This is a genomic window from Nocardia bhagyanarayanae (genome assembly GCF_006716565.1).
Classification (GTDB): Bacteria; Actinomycetota; Actinomycetes; order Mycobacteriales; family Mycobacteriaceae; genus Nocardia; species Nocardia bhagyanarayanae.
In genome coordinates this window covers 704,460-722,725 of record NZ_VFPG01000001.1, presented here as the reverse complement: position 1 = coordinate 722,725, position 18,266 = coordinate 704,460, and the positions used below count along the sequence as shown (strand labels likewise).

Annotated in this window: 12 protein-coding genes and 4 tRNA genes; 10 read left to right on the top strand and 6 right to left on the bottom strand. The window is 69.0% G+C overall.

The window, feature by feature from the left end:
- Positions 1–32: 32 nt before the first annotated feature.
- Entirely contained in the window at positions 33–998 is a 966-nt protein-coding gene (locus FB390_RS02640) for an acyl-ACP desaturase (RefSeq protein WP_141807513.1), read from the bottom strand.
- A 551-nt stretch (positions 999–1,549) separates the two neighbouring features.
- Positions 1,550–1,622 (bottom strand) — tRNA-Lys (locus FB390_RS02635).
- Between the two features lie 847 nt (positions 1,623–2,469).
- On the opposite strand from FB390_RS02635, the gene FB390_RS02630 reads away from it, so the two are divergent.
- The 6 genes from FB390_RS02630 to FB390_RS02605 all read left to right on the top strand — a co-directional run bounded on the left by FB390_RS02630 (position 2,470) and on the right by FB390_RS02605 (position 4,796).
- The gene (locus FB390_RS02630; RefSeq protein ID WP_141807512.1) at positions 2,470–3,135 is read left to right on the top strand and encodes a TetR/AcrR family transcriptional regulator; all 666 of its coding nucleotides are present in this window, start codon (positions 2,470–2,472) and stop codon (positions 3,133–3,135) included.
- 94 nt (positions 3,136–3,229) lie between these two features.
- A tRNA-Glu gene (locus tag FB390_RS02625) sits at positions 3,230–3,302 on the top strand.
- Positions 3,303–3,331: 29 nt separating this feature from the next.
- A tRNA-Asp gene (locus FB390_RS02620) sits at positions 3,332–3,405 on the top strand.
- Positions 3,406–3,463: 58 nt separating this feature from the next.
- Positions 3,464–3,540 (top strand) — tRNA-Phe (locus FB390_RS02615).
- A gap of 111 nt (positions 3,541–3,651) precedes the next feature.
- Entirely contained in the window at positions 3,652–3,834 is a 183-nt protein-coding gene (locus FB390_RS02610) for a hypothetical protein (protein ID WP_067790454.1), read from the top strand.
- 242 nt (positions 3,835–4,076) lie between these two features.
- A complete protein-coding gene (locus tag FB390_RS02605; RefSeq protein ID WP_281256209.1) occupies positions 4,077–4,796 on the top strand; it encodes a polyprenol monophosphomannose synthase in 720 nt (239 codons plus the stop codon).
- Positions 4,797–4,867: 71 nt separating this feature from the next.
- On the opposite strand, the gene FB390_RS02600 is transcribed toward FB390_RS02605, so the two are convergent.
- The 3 genes from FB390_RS02600 to FB390_RS02590 all read right to left on the bottom strand — a co-directional run bounded on the left by FB390_RS02600 (position 4,868) and on the right by FB390_RS02590 (position 9,351).
- Positions 4,868–5,308, bottom strand: coding sequence for a DUF6069 family protein (locus FB390_RS02600; protein WP_141807511.1), 441 nt, complete (start codon positions 5,306–5,308; stop codon positions 4,868–4,870).
- A 72-nt stretch (positions 5,309–5,380) separates the two neighbouring features.
- Positions 5,381–6,904 carry an HAD-IB family hydrolase gene (locus FB390_RS02595; protein WP_141807510.1) on the bottom strand — a complete coding sequence of 508 codons (1,524 nt, stop codon included), beginning with the start codon at positions 6,902–6,904 and terminating at the stop codon, positions 5,381–5,383.
- Positions 6,901–9,351 carry a glycerol-3-phosphate 1-O-acyltransferase gene (locus tag FB390_RS02590; protein WP_141807509.1) on the bottom strand — a complete coding sequence of 817 codons (2,451 nt, stop codon included), beginning with the start codon at positions 9,349–9,351 and terminating at the stop codon, positions 6,901–6,903. Before FB390_RS02590 ends, FB390_RS02595 begins: the two co-directional genes overlap by 4 nt.
- A 334-nt stretch (positions 9,352–9,685) precedes the next feature.
- Between FB390_RS02590 and nbtS the strand changes: the two genes are divergently transcribed.
- Positions 9,686–10,999: a nocobactin biosynthesis salicylate synthase NbtS gene (gene nbtS, locus FB390_RS02585; RefSeq protein ID WP_141807508.1), complete on the top strand. Its 1,314-nt coding sequence runs from the start codon at positions 9,686–9,688 to the stop codon at positions 10,997–10,999.
- A 102-nt stretch (positions 11,000–11,101) separates the two neighbouring features.
- On the opposite strand, the gene FB390_RS02580 is transcribed toward nbtS, so the two are convergent.
- Entirely contained in the window at positions 11,102–12,709 is a 1,608-nt protein-coding gene (locus FB390_RS02580; protein ID WP_141807507.1) for a (2,3-dihydroxybenzoyl)adenylate synthase, read from the bottom strand.
- Positions 12,710–12,852: 143 nt separating this feature from the next.
- Between FB390_RS02580 and FB390_RS02575 the strand changes: the two genes are divergently transcribed.
- The 3 genes from FB390_RS02575 to FB390_RS02565 all read left to right on the top strand — a co-directional run bounded on the left by FB390_RS02575 (position 12,853) and on the right by FB390_RS02565 (position 18,030).
- Positions 12,853–16,437 (top strand): non-ribosomal peptide synthetase, encoded by a 3,585-nt coding sequence (locus tag FB390_RS02575; protein WP_141807506.1) that lies wholly within the window; start codon positions 12,853–12,855, stop codon positions 16,435–16,437.
- A 68-nt stretch (positions 16,438–16,505) separates the two neighbouring features.
- Entirely contained in the window at positions 16,506–17,384 is an 879-nt protein-coding gene (locus FB390_RS02570) for an oxidoreductase (protein ID WP_141807505.1), read from the top strand.
- A gap of 172 nt (positions 17,385–17,556) precedes the next feature.
- Positions 17,557–18,030 carry a carboxymuconolactone decarboxylase family protein gene (locus tag FB390_RS02565; RefSeq protein ID WP_141807504.1) on the top strand — a complete coding sequence of 158 codons (474 nt, stop codon included), beginning with the start codon at positions 17,557–17,559 and terminating at the stop codon, positions 18,028–18,030.
- The last annotated feature ends 236 nt before the right edge of the window (positions 18,031–18,266 follow it).

Below are 18,266 nucleotides of genomic sequence, written 5' to 3'. Positions count from 1 at the left end.
TCCGGCGGCGGCGCTTGCTTTTATGGCTGCGATCAGATCGCGGCGGCGCCGGTGAGTTCGCGCTTCTTTGCTTCGCGGGCCAGCATGCGGTCGCGCTGCTCCTCGAACTTCACGACGTCCTTGCCCAGCTTCTCCAGGAAGTTGCCGAGCCGCTCACGGACGGCCTCGCCGCGCGGGGTGAAGTCGTCGCGCTCGAAGATGTTCCACTTCTTCAGCACCGGCTCCACGACGTCCTCGAGGTGCTGGCGCAGGTCGTAGATGCCGTGCTTGGCCATCAGCACGCCGTTGCGGCGGAAATTGGGCATGCCCGCGCCGGGCATCTGGAAGTTCTCCAGGATCAGCGTGATGGCCTCGAGGGTCTGGTCGGGCGCCAGATCGAGGGCCGCACCGCACATGTTGCGGTAGAAGATCATGTGCAGGTTCTCGTCGGCGGCGACGCGCTGCAGCATGCGGTCGGCGATCGGGTCGTCACAGACCTTGCCGGTGTTGCGGTGCGAGACGCGGGTGGCGAGTTCCTGGAAGGTCACGTACGCCACCGAGTGCAGGAAGCCGGCGTCGGCCTCGGTGGGGGAGGCGAAGCCGTTGGTCATGTGGACCATGCGGGCCTCTTCGAGCGCGACCGGGTCGACACCGCGGGTGACCACCAGGTAGTCACGCATGACGATGCCGTGCCGGTTCTCCTCGGCGGTCCAGCGCCCCACCCAGGTGCCCCACGCGCCGTCCTGCGAGAAGTTCTCGGCGATCTCGCGGTGGTAGGAGGGGAGGTTGTCCTCGGTCAGCAGGTTCGTGATCATGGCCGCCTTCGCGACCTCGCTCAATCGGGACTGCTCCGGGTCCCAGTCGACACCCCCGAGTGCCGCGAAATTGCGGCCCTCGTCCCACGGCACGTAGTCGTGGGGATGCCATTCCTTTGCCAGTGAGAGGTGCCGGTTGACGTTTTCTTCGGCAACCGGCTCCAACTCCGTGAGCAGCTCGAGTTGAGTCAGATCCCTTGCCATGTAATAGCCCTTCATTGAGTGCGTGCACGCTTGCAGGTCGTCCCCCCGGGTAGACCGTGCTGATGCGGCCATACCTTACGGCACCGTAGGTGTGATGCGAAACGCATCCGGCTGACTGCCGGTGCCCGGTGATGCACTTCATACGTCGTCGTTGACGCTCGGCGCACCCCCCGAGTGTAAGCCGCGTCGAGCCTGGCGTCCGGTGACAGAAGACACGTCGGCCCGCAGCGACTGGTCTATCGTCGCGAGGCCTTCGGCGTTAGCGCCGGGTGACACTGTCCTCTTGCGCGACCGCCCGAGGAGGCGCTACGCGCCCGCGCGACGCTGTGCCGCAACCGATCTGCTCGTCCCGTCGGCTCGGACGCCGCCGCGTCGAGGCAGCCGCCCGGGCCGCGCCGTCTCGACCGCGCATCGCTGCTCGATGAAAGTTTTCAGCGGGGTTTACCAGATCTTCAACTGCGCGGCCGCGGCCGCTGTGATGGCGGTCACCGGCCACGGCGGGCCCGGAAACGCCGCAGGCGCCCGGACGGATCCGGGCGCCTGCGGCGGTGTGCCCCCAGTAGGGCTCGAACCTACGACCTGCGGATTAAAAGTCCGTAGCTCTACCAACTGAGCTATAGGGGCGCGAAGGGAAAGTGTAGTGCGCGGTGTCCGTATCGCCCAACCCGGGCGGGGGTGGGTCGGGAGGGGTGGAGACGGGCGGTCCGCGGGGTGCGCGGCGCGGTTCGAGTGGCGCCGGCGCGTGCGGTAACAAGGGAGGCGGGCGCGGCGATGCTGCCGGTAAACATTTGGCACCCAGCTTTGTTCATTCCGTGAAGAACTGGATATCATCCAATCATGTTGGCTTCCAGGGACTTTGGATTTGCAGAGGGTGGGAGACCGAAGCTCGGGGGAGCGCGTGTACGGCGCGGGCGATGGTCGCGTGGACGGCGGGCGGGCGCCGAGCCTGCCGGTCGGCTCGGGTGAACAGCGCTGCGACGCTGCCGAATTCGGTAATCCGGGCGACATCCGATTCTGATTGCGAGATGTTTGCTGTAACAGATATCCGAGTCCGGCGGCTATCTGACTCTTCGGTTTGCCGCGTGTCGCAAGGCGATTCCGGGTACGGTGACGCCTTGGTGAATTCCGGAAGAATCGCCGCCACACCCGGCGAACTGGAATTCGGCTTATCGTTGTTGTGCCCGAACGTGTCACGAACGGTACGGCCGATCGTGGCGAACAAGGAGTCGATGCCGCAGGAGGCTGTTCCGAGACGATGTTTGCCCGGGTGCGCACCCCCTGCGGCGCACCCGGGCAGGCAAACTATACCAGCTGGTGTGTTTCAGGTTTTTCGCAAGTTTTCGTACCGAAAGTTTGAAACTGGGCGAAAACCCGGTTTGAAGTATTGATAAAACTCATAACTTCGCGCCAAGGGTTCGTTCCTATGGGGGGCACCGATTGGCGGCGAGTAGGCTTCGGAGGCGTTTCGAGCATGGCACGGCAGCAAGAGCGGGCCCGCCGGACACGTGCGGCGATTATCAGGTCCGCCGCCGTTGAGTTCGGGAAGAGCGGCTATGCCGCTGCATCGCTCAACCGCATATTGGAGGGATCGCGCGCGACCAAGGGGGCGATGTACTTCCATTTCGATTCCAAGGAAGATCTGGCACGCGCGGTACTGGAGACGGCGGTGGAGCGGTATCGGTCCTCGGCCGAACGCTGGCTCGCCAGAACGGATCTCGGTCCGCTGGACACCTTGCACGGGATGATCGACGAGATGGCGCTCCGGCTCGAGCACGACATCATCGTGCAGGCGGAGTATCGCTTGATCATCGAGCCGGACTTCTATCGCGACGTGCAAACCGGCGGCGGTCGCATCCTCGGCCGCGCGACAAGGGTGCTCGCCGTGCGCGCCATCGAGCACGGGCAGCTGCGCGCCGACGCCGACCCGGACCGGTTCACCCGGACGCTGGCGGCCGGTCTCGCGGGGCAGCGCTACATGCTCGATCTGCTGGGCGGCGCGACCGATCTGCGCTCGCGCTTCCAAGAGGTGCTCGAGGTGGTGATCGATGCGATGTCCACCCCGGAGTGGGGCGCCAAGTTCCGGGTCGACGGGTGGCGCGCGTCCGCACGGCTGGAAGAGCTCGGTCTGGGCCTCTGACCAGCCGATTTGGGAAACTCGACGAGACTGTCATAAGCTATGCGAGCTCCCAACGGACAGTCGTTGAAAGCCGGTCCGGAGAAATCCGGGACGAGCCCCCTTCGTCTAGCGGCCTAGGACGCCGCCCTTTCAAGGCGGTAGCGCGGGTTCGAATCCCGTAGGGGGTACGGTCTTCGGACCGTTGGTAGCAGAGCAAGGCCCTGTGGCGCAGTTGGTTAGCGCGCCGCCCTGTCACGGCGGAGGTCGCGGGTTCGAGTCCCGTCAGGGTCGCAAATAAGCGCCGGAGAAATCCGGCGTTTAGCGTATGGCATTCGGAACGGGTGTCTGCGGCCAGGTAGCTCAGTTGGTACGAGCGTCCGCCTGAAAAGCGGAAGGTCGCCGGTTCGATCCCGGCCCTGGCCACCACAATCCCCTCGCCGGTCCGGCGGGGGGATTTTTCGTTTCGCGGGGTCGGCGTCTCCCGGTCCGGTCCCGGAAACGCGGACCGGGTGGTCGGCGAGGTGGGATGCTGGGGACATGGCTGAACGGTGGTACTACTGCTTGAAGCACCAGCGTGCCGAGAAGGGACGCCAGTGCTGGTTCCGGGACCGGATGGGCCCGTACCCGGACCAGGCCACGGCCGAACGCGCGCTGGAGATCGTCCGGGCGCGCAACGAGCGCGAGGACGCGCGCGACCGATCCTGGCGCGACGGCGACTGACACCCTTCCTGCGCGACAACGGATTTCGCTCACCAGGGCGCGGGAGCCCGCGGCGGCGCGACCGTCGCCGCAGGTCCGCGACTTGATCTTGGTCAGGATCACGGCGCGTAATACCCTCGACGCCGAATGCGGCCGCTCAGGTGCCCATCAGGTCGATCGAGTACGGTTTCTCAGAATCGAACGAGTGCTCGGCGGTCCGGCGTGGGCTGCGGGCTGGACCAGGTGAGCAGGGAGGGCGACCCTTGAGGGTTACCGTTGTTGTGCCGACCTACAACGAGCGGGAGAATCTGCCGGTGGCGGTGGAGCGGCTGACGGCGCTGCCGGTCCCCGACCTGCACATCCTCGTCGTCGACGACAACTCGCCGGACGGCACCGGGGAGGTCGCCGACAAGCTGGCCGCCGAGCTGCCGAACGTCGTCGGCGTGCTGCACCGCACCGAGAAGGACGGACTCGGCCGCGCCTACGTCGCCGGTATCACCCGGGCGCTGGACGAAGGCGCCGACGTGGTGATCCAGATGGACGCCGACCTCTCGCATCCGGCCGAGGTGATTCCGGCCATGCTGGAGAAGTTGCGCGACACCGAAGCGGGCGTGGTCCTCGGCTCGCGGTACGTCCCGGGCGGCTCCACCGCCGAGGAGTGGAAGTGGTACCGCAAGGCGCTGTCGGCCTGGGCGAACTTCTACGTGAACCTGATCCTGCGTCTGGGCGTGAAGGACGCCACCGCGGGCTTCAAGGCATGGAAGGCCGACACGCTGCGTGCCATCGACGTGGCCTCGATCCGGAGCAACGGCTACTCGTTCCAGGTCGAGATGAACTACCGGACGGTCAAGCGGGGCATCGCGATCGCCGAGGTGCCGATCCGGTTCGAGGAGCGCACACTCGGCGCTTCGAAGATGAGCCTGAAGGTGCAGCTGGAGTCGGCGCTGATGCCGTGGAAGCTGCTGTTCGGCCGCTCGGTCTGATCACACCGCAGAGCCCCGCTTCCGGAGACGGAGGCGGGGCTCTGGTGTGTTCGGTGCGCACTCGGCCGGGCTCAACGCTCGATCAGGTGCTTGCGCAGGCCCTCCATGCTGACGACGATGACCGGCACCAGCAGCACGTGCATGATCGACAGGGCCACGGTGGACGCGGTGTCGAAGGCGGCCGCGACGGTGCCCGCGATGGTGGCCAGGGCCAGCACCGAGCCGACCACTTCGGCGACCCGCAGTACGCCCACCCAGCGGTAGGACAGCAGCGCGGCCACGGTCAGCCCGATCAACAGCGGGACGGCCGACATGACGATCACACCGCCGGGCGCGACGTCCTGGGTGGTCGTGCCGTCGACCACGACGAAGGAGCCGCCCGCGGCGGCGCCGATCAGCCAGACGACGAGATTGGTCAGCACGGCCGCGGCGACAGCGCCGAGGACGGCGACCGGGCGGTTCAGCGCGGGGATCTGGATGGTGGATGCGGTGGTGGCGTGTGCGACTGACATGGTTCCGGTCTCCTGAGGCGAAGCTGTGAATTCGTTGTGAGACCTATCGTGGAACCTCAAGAAATGTTGAGGTCAATCGCGCTGGGCCGCAGTGTGTTCCATCTCACCCGAACCGGCGCCGGGCCAGTCGAGCAACGTCGCGAGAAACAGCTGCCGTACCGCTTCGACCTGCTCGCTCATCGCCGCCGGATCCCAGTCGCGCACGTCGATGGGGGCCAGGATCGCGACGTCCACCGTCCCGCGCCGCGCGATCATCGAATTGCGCCAAGAGATCTCGCCCGCGTTGCGGATCACCACCGGGATCACCGGAACGCCCGCCTGGTGCGCGATGTGGAAAGCGCCCTTCTTGAACGGGCCCACTTCCGGTGTGTACGAACGGGTCCCCTCCGGCGAGACGGCGATCGACAGCCCACCGCGCAACGTCTCGACCACGGGCGCCAGCGCCGCCTTGGCGCGGTGGGTGTCCGATCGGTCGATGAAGGTCACGCCGACGAAGCGCATCAGCGGGCCGAACAGCGGATTGCGGGTCAGCTCCTTCTTGCCGATGCCGGTGACCCCGCCGCCGAGCACGTTCGGCACGATGATCACGTCGAACTGGCTCTGGTGGTTGAACAGGAACACGGCAGGGCGCGGCGCTCGCGCGTGCTCGGCGCCGGTCACCCGGACGCGCACGCCCAGCGCGCGCAGCGTCGCGCCGGTGCCGTACGCCATCAGCGCGTCGGCCATCTTCCTGCGCTGCCCGGTGTACGACTTGGCGAGTACGCCGAATACCGCGCCGCCGAGCAGCGCCACGAAGCCGGCGATCGTGCGCAAGTAGTCCAGCGGTCGCGGCGCTTTGCGCGGTCGGAAGGCGAGCGACGGCCAGGCGTTGTCGGTCGCCATCGTGCCCAGCTTGCGTTCGGGGTTGACCGCGACCGGGTGGCCGACGAGCGCCAGCAGCGGTAGGTCCGCGACACCGTCGGCGTAGGCGTAACTGCGGCTCAGATCGATCCCGTTGGCCGAGGCGAACGCGCGCACGGCGTCGGCTTTGCCGTGCCGCCACAGGGTTTTCCCCACGGTGTAGCCGGTGAGCACGCCGTCGCTGGTCGCCATCTCGGTACACAGCACGTGCCGGACGCCGAGTGCTGCGGCGGCGGGCGCGACCTGGAACCTGGTCAGCGAACTGGTCAGCACCACGGTGTGCCCGGCCGCCTCGTGCGTCCTGATCAATTGCCACGCTTCGGGATACAGGTGCCCGTAGACGGCGCGGCGGAACAGCTGGACGCCGAGTTGGTCGAGCTCGTCCTCGGTCCGCCCGGCCAGCGCCTGGGCGGCCTGCTGGAGGAAGCGGCTGTACTCGCCGTCGGTGAGCCCGTTGCGGATGCTGCCGAGCAGCGTCGCGGACAGGCCACGTGCGCGCCCGCCGAACGCCCTGCGATACAGCGGCGGCCGAGGGAACCCGTCCACGACGGTTCCGCCGAAGTCGAACACCGCGGCGATCTCGGGTCCCTGCGGCCCGGACCGGATGGCGGACAGCATCGCGCCGAGATCGGCGGGCGAATCTGCCGGTCCGCCTCGATCATCGGCGGCCGGGCGCGGAGCTGCGGCCTGGCTCATCGCGTCCCCAGCCCCGGGATGTTGGACGGGTCGAGGGCCGCGGCCTGCGCGATGCGGGCTCCGATGCCGCGCAGGCGGTCGGCGAATTCGGTACGGCGTGCGATCAATTCGGTGCGGTCCTTGGCCGAGGTGCTGGATACCGGTCGCAGCAACCCGCGGTTGTCGGCCAGTTTCAGCGCACTGCCGAACAGCTCGGTGGATACCGATTCCGGGCTGTGCAGGCGCTGCTGGAGCAGCATCTGCCTGCCCACCGAAACGCATTCGTCGAGGAATTCCTTGCGGTCGATGGCGGCGCCGGGATCGCGCGCGGCCAACCGCTCCGCGACGACGAGCTGCGCGTCGAAGAACGAGCGCAGCACGCGGTGGGCCATCATGAATCCCGAGGCGGTGAGCTTGCCGAGGATGTCGGTACCGAGGGTGTCCTTGCGGCTGCGGCCGTTCCACTCCGGATCGACGAGCAGCATCTCGGCGGTGATCTGGGTGGTGAATTCCGCGCGGTCCGGGAAGAAGAACTCGAACTTCAGCAGGTCGCGCAGCCGGAACGCCTCATCCCATCCGGTCCGCAGCTGATCGGGCGCACCGGAATCCACCGCGGCGAGGATCGACAGTTCCAGGATCGCCCGGTTCACGAACCAGTGCACGGCGCTGTTGCGGTAGAACGCGGCCTCCAGGTGCGCGCCGCTCTCGATCGAATACACCGGCTCCAAGCCGCCGCGATAGACGGTCACCACCTTGGCCAGCGAAAGCTGTTCCAGCACGACGGCCAGATTCGGTTCGTCGCGCAACGCGTCGAGTTCACCGCTCGGCAGGTTCCGCTTCTCGATGTAGCCGAGAACGGGCGCGAGCAGGGCGCACACCTCGCCGAGGGTGAGCGCTCGCTCGTCCACGCCGAGCAGAGCCAGCGTGACCAGCGAGTTGACGGTGATCGGCGTGACCGCGTTGATTCCGACGGCGATCTCGAAGGCCAAGCGCTGCACGGCCTTTCGCTCCCGCTCCGTGGTCTCCGGATCGGCGTCGGCGATCGGCTCGGCGGCCGACTCGGTGTGGTGCAGGGGAATCGAGACCCGCGGCGGGGCGAGCGGGTCGCCGTGCGCGGCCAGCCGGTCGCGGGCCGAGAGCGGCGCGCCGAACCGGACGTAGACGTGGCCCGCCGAATGCTGCTGGCTGCGGATGTAGCGCGCCAGCCAGGTCAGCCCCTCCGGTTTCTTTTTGCCGCCCGCTTGCTCGGTGGCGATGGCGCCGAGTTCGTTGAGCCGTTCGTAGGTGATCGAGACCGGAACCAGCATCACGTCGTCGACGCGGTCGGCGCGTACCGCGGCGGCGAGGTAGTTGAGCAGGCCGTAGCGCGGCGGGCGCAGCTTGCCGGTGCGGGTGCGGCCGCCCTCGAAGTACCACTCCAGGTTGAAGCGTTTGGCGACCAGATAGGCGAAGTACTCCTCGACCACCGCCTTGTACACCTCGTCGTCGCCGAAGCTGCGCCGGATGAACACCGTGCCGGTGCGCCGCGCGATCGGGCCGAGCGGCCAGAACCGCAGATTGGCGCCGCCGATCACGTGGTTGGGCGGGAAGTCGTTGCGGGCCAGCACGTCACCGAGCACGAACGCGTCCACGTAGGAACGGTGCGAGGGCAGGAAGACCAGCGGATAGCGGCGGTTGAGCGCGCGCAGCGCGGCGAGGCCGGACTCCTCGGTCTCGACCTTCCACGTCGAGGCGTGCACCGGGCGCATGGCCTGGGTGAACAGATCCGAGACCGTGCGGCTCTGGGCGGCGACCAGTTCGTTGAGCGCCTTCTCCGCGCGGCGATACACCTCTTGGGGATCCGCGCCGATCTGGTCGGCGATCAGCTCCAGCCTGCGCGTGAAGTCGGGGGAGTCGAGGATCTCCTCGGCCACCAGCCGTGGCACCTTGTATCGGTCGCCGATGATGGAGCGCTCCGCGCGTTCCAGCGCGACCACCGCGGCGCGCAGGATGGCGCGGGCGAACGGCTCGGCCGTTCCCGCCGCGTGCAGCGCGGACGCCTCGGGGTTGTTGACGCGCAACTCGCTGAGCAGAGCGGGTTGCCCCGTCAGGATGACGTGCCGGTCCGGCGATTTACGCACCAGCTTGCGCTGGGCGATCCAGTGCGGTTTGCGGGGATTGGTCAGCATCGCCAGATCGGCGAAGGTCATCCGGCGCACGCCGTCGCGCTCGGGCGGCAGCCACAGCACCCGGATCGGCACCACCAGCGGGTCGTCGCGGCGACCGATCAGCCTGTCCGCGATCGCGCCCGCGTCCAGGTCGAGCTGGGTGATCGGCGCGTCGGTGCCGATCTCCTTGGCGATGCCGCCGTCGCCGAGCCAGGCGCCGACCAGCTCGCGCTCGACCCCGGAGGTGGCGTCCACCAGCGCCACCACCGACCGGGGCGCGGTAGCTGACTTCGTCGGCGAGCCGCCGCGGTGATCGATCATCGATGTTCTTCCCTCCGCAGGTGACGCTTCCTTCATTCAAGCTTGCCGCGCCGTTGTGCGCAGGCACTCCGCGCGGCGAGTTCGATTCCGGTGCGGTGAACGTGCGCGGTCGGCTATCCGCGAACGAGGGCGCGGCGGGCGGGAAGCGGCGGTTGCGGGAGGCGCGCGGCGGGGCGCTCGACGGTGCGCGGCGGCCGTTGCGGCGGGATAACCGGTGTCACCCTGGGCGTTTGCCCAACTCCGAGATCGTGTGGCCGCGAGCACACTTTCGCAAAGCCGAGGTAATGCTAACCTTACCTCCTTGAGTTAGGTCAGGGTAACCTTTGGAGGATCGTTGTCGACCACGGACGAGCGCTTGCGCATAGAGTATGTGACCGATCCGGCGGCAGCGATGTCACGGCTGGCCGCGGCGGATCGCTTCGGCGAGTACGTGATGTACGAACGTCCGGGGGAGTGGGTGTTCGCGGCCGACCCGATCGGCAGCATCGAACTCGACGTGCGCGAACTGCGCGTCACCTGGGAGGGGAAGACCACCACCACGAGCTGGACGGGCACGCCCGCGCGGGCTCTGGACGAGGCCCTCGCTCTGCTGCCGCTGGACGGCCGCCGCGCCTACGGCTGGATCGGATTCGAGTTCTGCGCCTGGGCGCTGGACGCGACCGCGCACCTGGACGAGCGGACGACCTTGGCGCACTTGATGATTCCGCGCATCGAGGTTCGCGTCGACGAATCCGGTATTCGCGTCTCGGGCGCGACCCCCAGCGAGACCGGTGACATCCACGATCTCATCGCCGAAGCGCAGGGCAGCGAGCTGCCGCAGCCGCACCCGGCCGACATCCGGGTGGACCCGACCGGTTACCGCGACCGGGTCGCCGAGGCGGTCGAGGAAATCCGTTCCGGCCGTTACCAGAAGGTCATCCTGTCCAGGAAGGTCGAGCTGCCGTTCGCGGTCGACGTGCCCGCCACCTACCGGCTCGGCCGGGCGAACAACACGCCCGCCCGCTCCTTCCTGCTGCGGCTCGGCGGTCTCGAAGCCGCGGGCTTCAGCCCCGAGCTGGTCGCCTCCGTGGACGAGGACCGGGTGGTCACCACCGAGCCGCTGGCGGGCACCCGCGCCTTCGGCCTCGGCGCCGAGGTCGACATGGCGGCCCGCGCCGACCTCGTCAGCGATCCGAAAGAGATCGTGGAGCACGCCATTTCGGTGCAGACCTCGTTCGCCGAGATCAGCGCGGTCGCCGATCCCGGTACGCCCGTGGTCTCCGATTTCATGGCGGTGCGCGAGCGCGGCAGCGTGCAGCATCTGGCCTCCACCGTGCGCGGCAGGCTGGCCGCCGACCGCTCCAGCTGGGACGCGCTCGAGGTGTTGTTCCCGTCGGTCACGGCGTCCGGCATCCCCAAGCGCGAGGGCGTCGACTCGGTCTTCCGCCTCGACGGCGCGCCGCGCGGGCTGTATTCCGGTGCGGTGGTGACGATCTCGCCGACCGGCGCGATGGAGGCCACGCTGGTGCTGCGCGCGGTCTACCAGACCACCGAGGGCGCCTGGCTGCGCGCGGGCGCGGGCATCGTCGGACAGTCGCGTCCCGAGCGCGAATTCGAGGAGACCTGCGAAAAGCTCGGCAGCGTAGCGCCGTACGTGGTCAAGGCATAACGCAAGCACGAGAAGGGCCGCTCACCTAGGTGGGCGGCCCTTCGGCGTATTCGGTTGATTCGAACCGTGTTACGGGTCGGCACCGGCGTCCGGCCGACGGGACTATCCGGCGCGCAGCGCCTTCTTGTCGATCTTGCCGACCGCGGTGATCGGCAGCTCGTTCGCCTGCCGCAGCACATCGGGCAACTTGTAGGTGGCGAGACCGCGGTCGGTGAGGAAGGTCTTGATCTCGGCCAAGGTCGGCATCGCGCCGTCGACGACCAGCACCGCGCAGACCTTCTCGCCGAGCGCCGCGTCGGGCAGCCCGACCGCGGCGGCGTGCCGGACGGCCGGGTGGGCGAGCAGGTGCTCCTCGAGCTCGTCGCAGGAGATGTTCTCGCCGCCGCGGTTGATCACGTCCTTGATCCGGCCGGAGACGACGAGGTGGCCGGAGGGCAGGCGGCGGACCAGGTCGCCGCTGCGGTAGTAGCCGTCGGGAGTGAAGGCGCGGGCGTTGTGCTCGGGCGCGCGGTAGTAACCGCGAATCGTGTAGGGGCCCTTGGTGAGCAACTCTCCCTCCTCGCCGGGCGCGACGTCGTTGCCCTCGCCGTCCACCACCCGCACCTCGTCTGCGGGGGAGAGCGGCCTGCCCTGCGTGGTGTGCAGCAGCTCGGCGGGATCGTCGAGCCGGGTGTAGTTGAGCAGACCCTCGGCCATGCCGAACACCTGCTGCAAGGTGGCGCCGAGCGCGGGGGTGACCTCGACGGCGTTCACCTCGGCCAGGCGCGCGCCGCCGACCTGGAGCAGGCGCAGCGAGGTGAGGTCGGCCTCCTCCCATTCGGTTGCCGCGCACCACAACTGGGCCAGCGGCGGCACAACGGCGGTGACGGTGACCCGATGCTTCTCGATGGCGGCGAAGGCGCTCTCGGGGCTGGGATCGGTGACGAACGCGACCGCGCCGCCGACGCTCACGGTGCCGAGGATGCCGGGGCAGGCCAGCGGGAAGTTGTGCGCGGCGGGCAGTGTCGCGAGGTAGACATCGTCGGCCGTGAGCTCGCACACCGCGGCGCTCGCGGTGGCGTTGTAGGCGTAGTCGTCGTGCGTGCGGGCGATCAGCTTCGGCAGGCCCGTGGTGCCGCCCGAGACCAGCATCAGCGCGATGTCGCTCGGGTCGACCTCCGGGAGTGCGGCGCCTTCGCGTGGCACCGAATTCAGGTCGGTGAACGCGCCGGGCTCGCCGAGCACGAGGACGTGACGCAGGCTCGGCACGGATTCTCGCACCGTCGCGGCCAGTTCCCGGTAGTCGAAATCGCCGTGCCGGTCGACGATGACGTATCCCACCGCCTCGGAAAGCGCTGCCAGATGCTCGATTTCGGCCCTGCGGTGCGCGGGCAGCGTCAGCACCGGGATGATGCCCGCCCGCAGCAGACCGAACAGCACCGTCATGAATTCGGGCACGTTGGGCAGCTGCACGACGACGCGGTCGCCCGGCGCGATGCCCAACGCGAGCAGGCCATGCGCCATCCGATCGGCTTCGGCGTCCACCTCCGCGTAGCCGCGCGCGCCCGCGTCGGTGATCAGCGCGGTGCGCCCCGGCTCCCGGCGCGCGGTCTCGCGTAGCAGATCGCCGAGCGCGCGGCCGGTCCAGTAGCCGGCGGCCCGGTAGTTCTCGGCCGCGTCGGCGGGGAAGGGGACGTAGCCCTCTCGGTGGGTGCTGGATGTGGTGGTCACGGGCTGCCTCACGAAGTCGGGACGGGGACCTGGTTATTAGGGTCTCTTTATGTAGGTTAGGCAACCCTATCTCAGTGCGATACGCTAGCGCCGAGCAGTCTCGATCCGCCGGATGCGGCGGCGACCAAGGAGTACAGCGGCACATGCAGCCAGCACAGCGACCGGGGGACGGAGCGGGGAACGCCGCGCACGCGGTGATCGGCCGGGACGAGATCCGCGCCGCGATCGCCGGGCAACTCGGCATCGATATCGACGCGATCGCCGACGAGGACGATCTGATCCAGCTCGGCCTGGATTCCATCCGGACCATGAAACTGGCCGGTGGCTGGCGCAAGCGCGGTGCGGACGTCAACTTCGCTCAGCTGGCCGCGACGCCGACCGTCGCGGAATGGTCCCGGTTGCTCGGCGCGGACGCCGTACCCGCAGAAGCCGCAGAGCCGGAAGCCGCGACGGCCGAATCTGCCACGGCGCTCGCCGAATCCGGCACAGCGCCCACCGAGTCGGCCACCGCGCCGGTCGAATCCGCCGGGGCCGGAGACGAATCCGAGCCCTTCCCGCTGGCGACCATGCAGCACGCGTACTGGATCGGCCGTTCCGACGAACAGGATCTCGGCGGCGTCGCCGCGCACCTGTACGTCGAATTCGATGGCGCCGCCGTCGATCCCGAGCGGCTCGAGCGCGCCGTCGCGGACCTCGTCGCCGCGCACCCGATGTTGCGCACCCGGGTGCTGCCGGACGGAACGCAGCAGACCATGCCCGCGCCGGGTCGCCCGGTCTTCTCCGTCGTCGACCTGCGCGCGGAGTCCGCCGAAGCCGCGGCCGCCGAGCTGGAACGCCTGCGGGACGACAAGACCCATCAGCGCCTCGACATCGAGGCCGGGCAGGTCCTCGACGTGACACTGAGCCTGCTCGCCGACGACCGCACCCGCCTGCACCTCGACGTCGACATGCTCGCCGGCGACGCCATGAGCTACCGCGTCCTGATCTCCGACCTGGCCGAGCTCTACCACGGCGGGTCGCTGCCCGCCGAGACCTACAGCTACCGCCGCTACCGCACCGAACGCCAGATCGACGCGGCCGCGCGGGAGCGCGACAAGCAGTGGTGGCAGGAACGGCTGCCGCGACTGCCCGGTTCGCCCGAGCTGCCGACCATTCCGGTCAGCGAGCGCGCCGACCCGCACCGGACCGTCCGCTACAACCACTGGCTCGAGCCGGAGGCCAAGCAGCGGCTGCTGGACGCCGCGCACGCGCGCGGCATCACCCCGGCCATGGCGCTGGCGGCCGTGTTCGCCGAGACCATCGGCGGCTGGTCCGCGCAGAGCCGCTTCCTGCTGAACGTGCCGCTGTTCCACCGCGAGCCGGTGCATCCCGGCATCGACCGTGTCATCGGCGATTTCACGTCGTCGATCATGCTCGAGGTGGACGTCAGCGCGGACATGACGGTCGCCGACCGGGCGCGGGCGTTGCAGCGCTCGATGCACGAAAGCGGCGCGCACACCGCCTATTCCGGTCTCGAGGTGCTGCGCGACCTGGGTCGCCATCGCGGCGAGCCGGTGCTCGCGCCGATCGTCTACACCAGTGCGCTCAACCTCGGCGAGCTGTTCGCCGATTCGGCGACCGAGACGTTCGGCGAGCCGGTCTGGATCATCTCGCAGGGCCCGCAGGTGCTGCTCGACGCGCAGGTCACCGAGGTGCGCGGCGGCCTGTTGCTGAACTGGGACGTGCGCGAATCCGCCTTCCCCGAGGGCGTGATCGACGCCATGTTCACCAGCTACACCGACGCCATCGCGCGGCTGGGCGCGGGCGAGGCCGGGTGGAACGCCGAGGCGGCGGTGCGTCTTCCGCTCGCACAGGCCACCGTACGCGCGCAGGTGAACGCGACCGACGGACCGGTTACCGGCCGCGCGCTGCACGAGGGCTTCTTCCAGCACGCCGCGGCGACGCCCGACGCGCCCGCGGTGCTGTGGCAGACCGACGGCGTCGACGGCGGGTGGAGCTACGGCGAACTGGCCGCGCAGGCGCTGGCCGTCGCCGGTGCGCTGCGGGATCAGGGTGTGCGGCAGGGCGATACGGTCGCGGTGCAGTTGCCGAAGGGGCCGGATCAGATCCTCGCGGTGCTCGGCGTGCTCGCCGCGGGCGCGACCTACGTGCCGATCGGCTTCGACCAGCCGGTGGGCAGGCGCGCGGAGATCCTGCGCACCGGTGAGGTGGTGGCCGCGCTCACCGTCGACGGTGCCGACATGGGCCGTCCCGAGATCGCCTGCCTACCCATCGCGCAGGCCAGACAGCATCCGAACCCGCTTGCCGCGCCGGTGATCCCGGATACCTCCGCCATCGCCTACGTGCTGTTCACCTCGGGTTCGACCGGCGTGCCCAAGGGCGTCGACCTGCCGCACAGCGGCCCGATGAACACCATCGACGCCGTGAACGAATGGTTCGAGGTCGGTCCCGGTGACCGGGTACTCGGCCTTTCCGCGCTCGAGTTCGACGCCTCGGTCTACGACATCTTCGGCATGTTCTCGGTGGGCGGGTCCGTCGTCGCGCTGAACCCACGGCAGCGCGAGGAGGCGACGACCTGGGTCGAGCTGCTGCGGCACTTCGGGGTGACCATCCTCAACTGCGTGCCGAGCATGCTCGACATGATCCTGGAGATCGGCGGCGACGAGCTGGGCGACTCGCTGCGCGCGGTGACCCTCGGCGGCGACTGGGTCGGCGCCGATCTCGCGCGCAGGCTCGCCGCGCAGGTGCCCGGCTGCCGCTTCTCCGGCCTCGGCGGCGCGACCGAGACGTCCATCCACAACACCATTTGCGAGGTGAGCGATCCGCCAGCGCACTGGACGACGGTGCCGTTCGGCGTTCCGCTGCGCAATGTGCGCTGCCGCGTGGTGAATTCGGCGGGACGCGACTGCCCGGACTGGGTGCCCGGCGAGTTCTGGGTCGGCGGCGCGAATGTCGCCGCGGGCTATCGCAACGATCCCGAGCGCACCGCCGAGCGGTTCGTGACGCACGACGACATCCGCTGGTACCGCACCGGCGACATGGCCCGCTACTGGCCCGACGGCACGATCGAATTCCTCGGCCGCGCCGACCACCAGGTCCAGATCCGCGGCTACCGCGTGGAACTCGGCGAGGTGGAGAGCGCGCTGCGCGCGGCGCCGGGCGTCCGGCACGCGGTCGCGGCCGTGGTCGGAACGGGCGCGCCGAAGCTGGTCGCGGCCGTGGCCGGATTCCCGGGCAGCACCGTGGATCTGGTCGGCGTGATCTCGGATCTGTTGCCCGGCTACATGATTCCGACTCGCATCGAACTGCTGGACGACATGCCGCTCACCGACAACGGCAAACTCGACCGCCGCGCGGTCGTCGCGCTGCTCGAGCCCTCGGCGCAGGACACCGCGGACCTCGCGCCGCGCACGCCGCTGGAGTCGGCGCTCGCGGCGATCGTCGCCGAGGTGCTCGGCGTGCCGCGGCTGGGCGTGCACGACGACTTCTTCGGGCTCGGCGGCGACTCGGTGCTCGCGACCACGGCGATCGCCCGTGTCCGCGAATGGCTCGACGCGGAGCACGCGCTGGTCGCGGACATCCTCGTCGGCCGGACGGTGGCGGGTCTGGCCGAGCGCTTGCTCGCGAAGGAGGCCGAGGCGGGCACCCCGGACCGGCTGGACGAGGTCGCCAAGCTGTATCTGGAGGTCGCGGCCATGACCGACGAGGAGATCCTGGCGCAGGCCTGACCTGGTTTCCCGTCGCCTCGATTTCGATCGGGGCGACGGGTCGCGCTTCCAGGACTAAACTTCCCGGCATGACCCGTTGGGACGCCTCGAACATCCCCGATCAGACCGGCCGGACGTTCATCGTCACCGGCGCGAACAGCGGCTTGGGCGCGGTGGCGGCGCGCGCGCTCGCCGGGGCGGGGGCCGATGTGGTGCTGGCCTGCCGCAACGTCGCCAAGGGTGAGCAAGTCGCCGCCGATCTCGGCGAGCGCGCCACCGTGCGCGCGCTCGATCTGGCCGATCTCTCCTCGGTGCGCGAGTTCGCCGAATCGGTGGACCGGGTCGACGTGCTGATCAACAACGCGGGCGTCATGGCCGTGCCGGAAGGGCGCACCAAAGACGGCTTCGAGATGCAGATCGGCACCAACCATCTCGGCCACTTCGCGCTGACCGGCCTACTGCTGGACAAGATCTCGGACCGGGTGGTCACGGTGTCCAGCGGCGCGCACGCCATCGGCAGGATCGACCTGGACGACTTGAACTGGGAGCGTAGGAAATACCAGCGCTGGGCCGCCTACGGTCAGGCCAAGCTGGCCAACCTGATGTTCGCCTACGAGTTGCAGCGCAAGCTGACCGCCGCCGGATCCGGCAAGATCTCGGTGGCCGCGCACCCCGGCTACGCCGCGACCGAATTGCAGTCGCACACCGAGTCGCTGCTCGACCCGCTCATGTCGATCGGCAACCGGCTGTTCGCGCAGAGCGCCGAAATGGGCGCGCTGCCAGAGCTTTACGCCGCCACCGTCACGCCGATCGAGCCGGGCGCGTTCTACGGACCCACCGGGCTGGCGGGCATGCGCGGCTACCCGGGCACCTCGGGTTCGACCAAACAATCCCGCGACGAGGCCGTGGCCAGGGGGCTGTGGGAGTTGTCGGAGAAGCTCACGGGCGTCACCTACTCGTTCTCCTGACGGTTTCTCGCCTGAGCGTCCGCCCGCGCCCCGGGCGGCCCGATCCATATGCGTTCTACCTCGTGACCGGGCTCACGACGGGCGATGTCACACCTCGGGGCGGTGGGCCGTCATATCGGTATACGCTGCGGCGCCCGCCGGAGCGACGATCCGAGAACCCGAGGGGCACACCATGGAAGCGCGTTTCGACTACTACGGCACCGAGATCGGCGCGAAGTTCGCCAAGCGCGTCGGCAACGCGGGGTTGGTCGTCGAGCAGTCCACCCTCCCCCGCGCGACTCAGGAGCTGGTCAAGCTGCGGGCCAGCCAGATCAACGGTTGCGGCTTCTGCACCGACATGCACAGCAAGGACGCCCTGCACGCGGGCGAGGATCAGGTGCGGCTGAATCTGGTGGCCGCGTGGCGCGACGCCACCGTGTTCACCGAGGCGGAGCGGGCCGCGCTGGCCCTCACCGAGGAAGGCACCCGGCTCGCCGACGCGCACACCGGCGTATGCGAGGAGACCTGGGCCCAGGTGCGCAAGCACTACGACACCGACCAGATCGCCGCGCTCGTCTCGCTCATCGCACTGATCAACGTCTGGAACCGGATGAACGTCATCACGGGCACCCCCGCGGGCGGGTACCAGCCGGGCCAGTGGAGCTGATCACGTTCCTGGCCGCAGGAGTCGGTAGCCGACGAGTATCGATGTGACGACCGACGCCGTCTCGATCATGGAAGTTGGCCCCTGCGTCACCCGGCTGCCAACGGCTGGTACAGTGACCGACGTGCAGCGCGCGTATTTCTGGTTTAGCAAGCCGGCCCTGGGTGGGTCGGTCTGCGGCAACCACATGCGCTGACTTCTTCCACCCCGAGCCGGATGATGGACCGGCTCGACGGTAT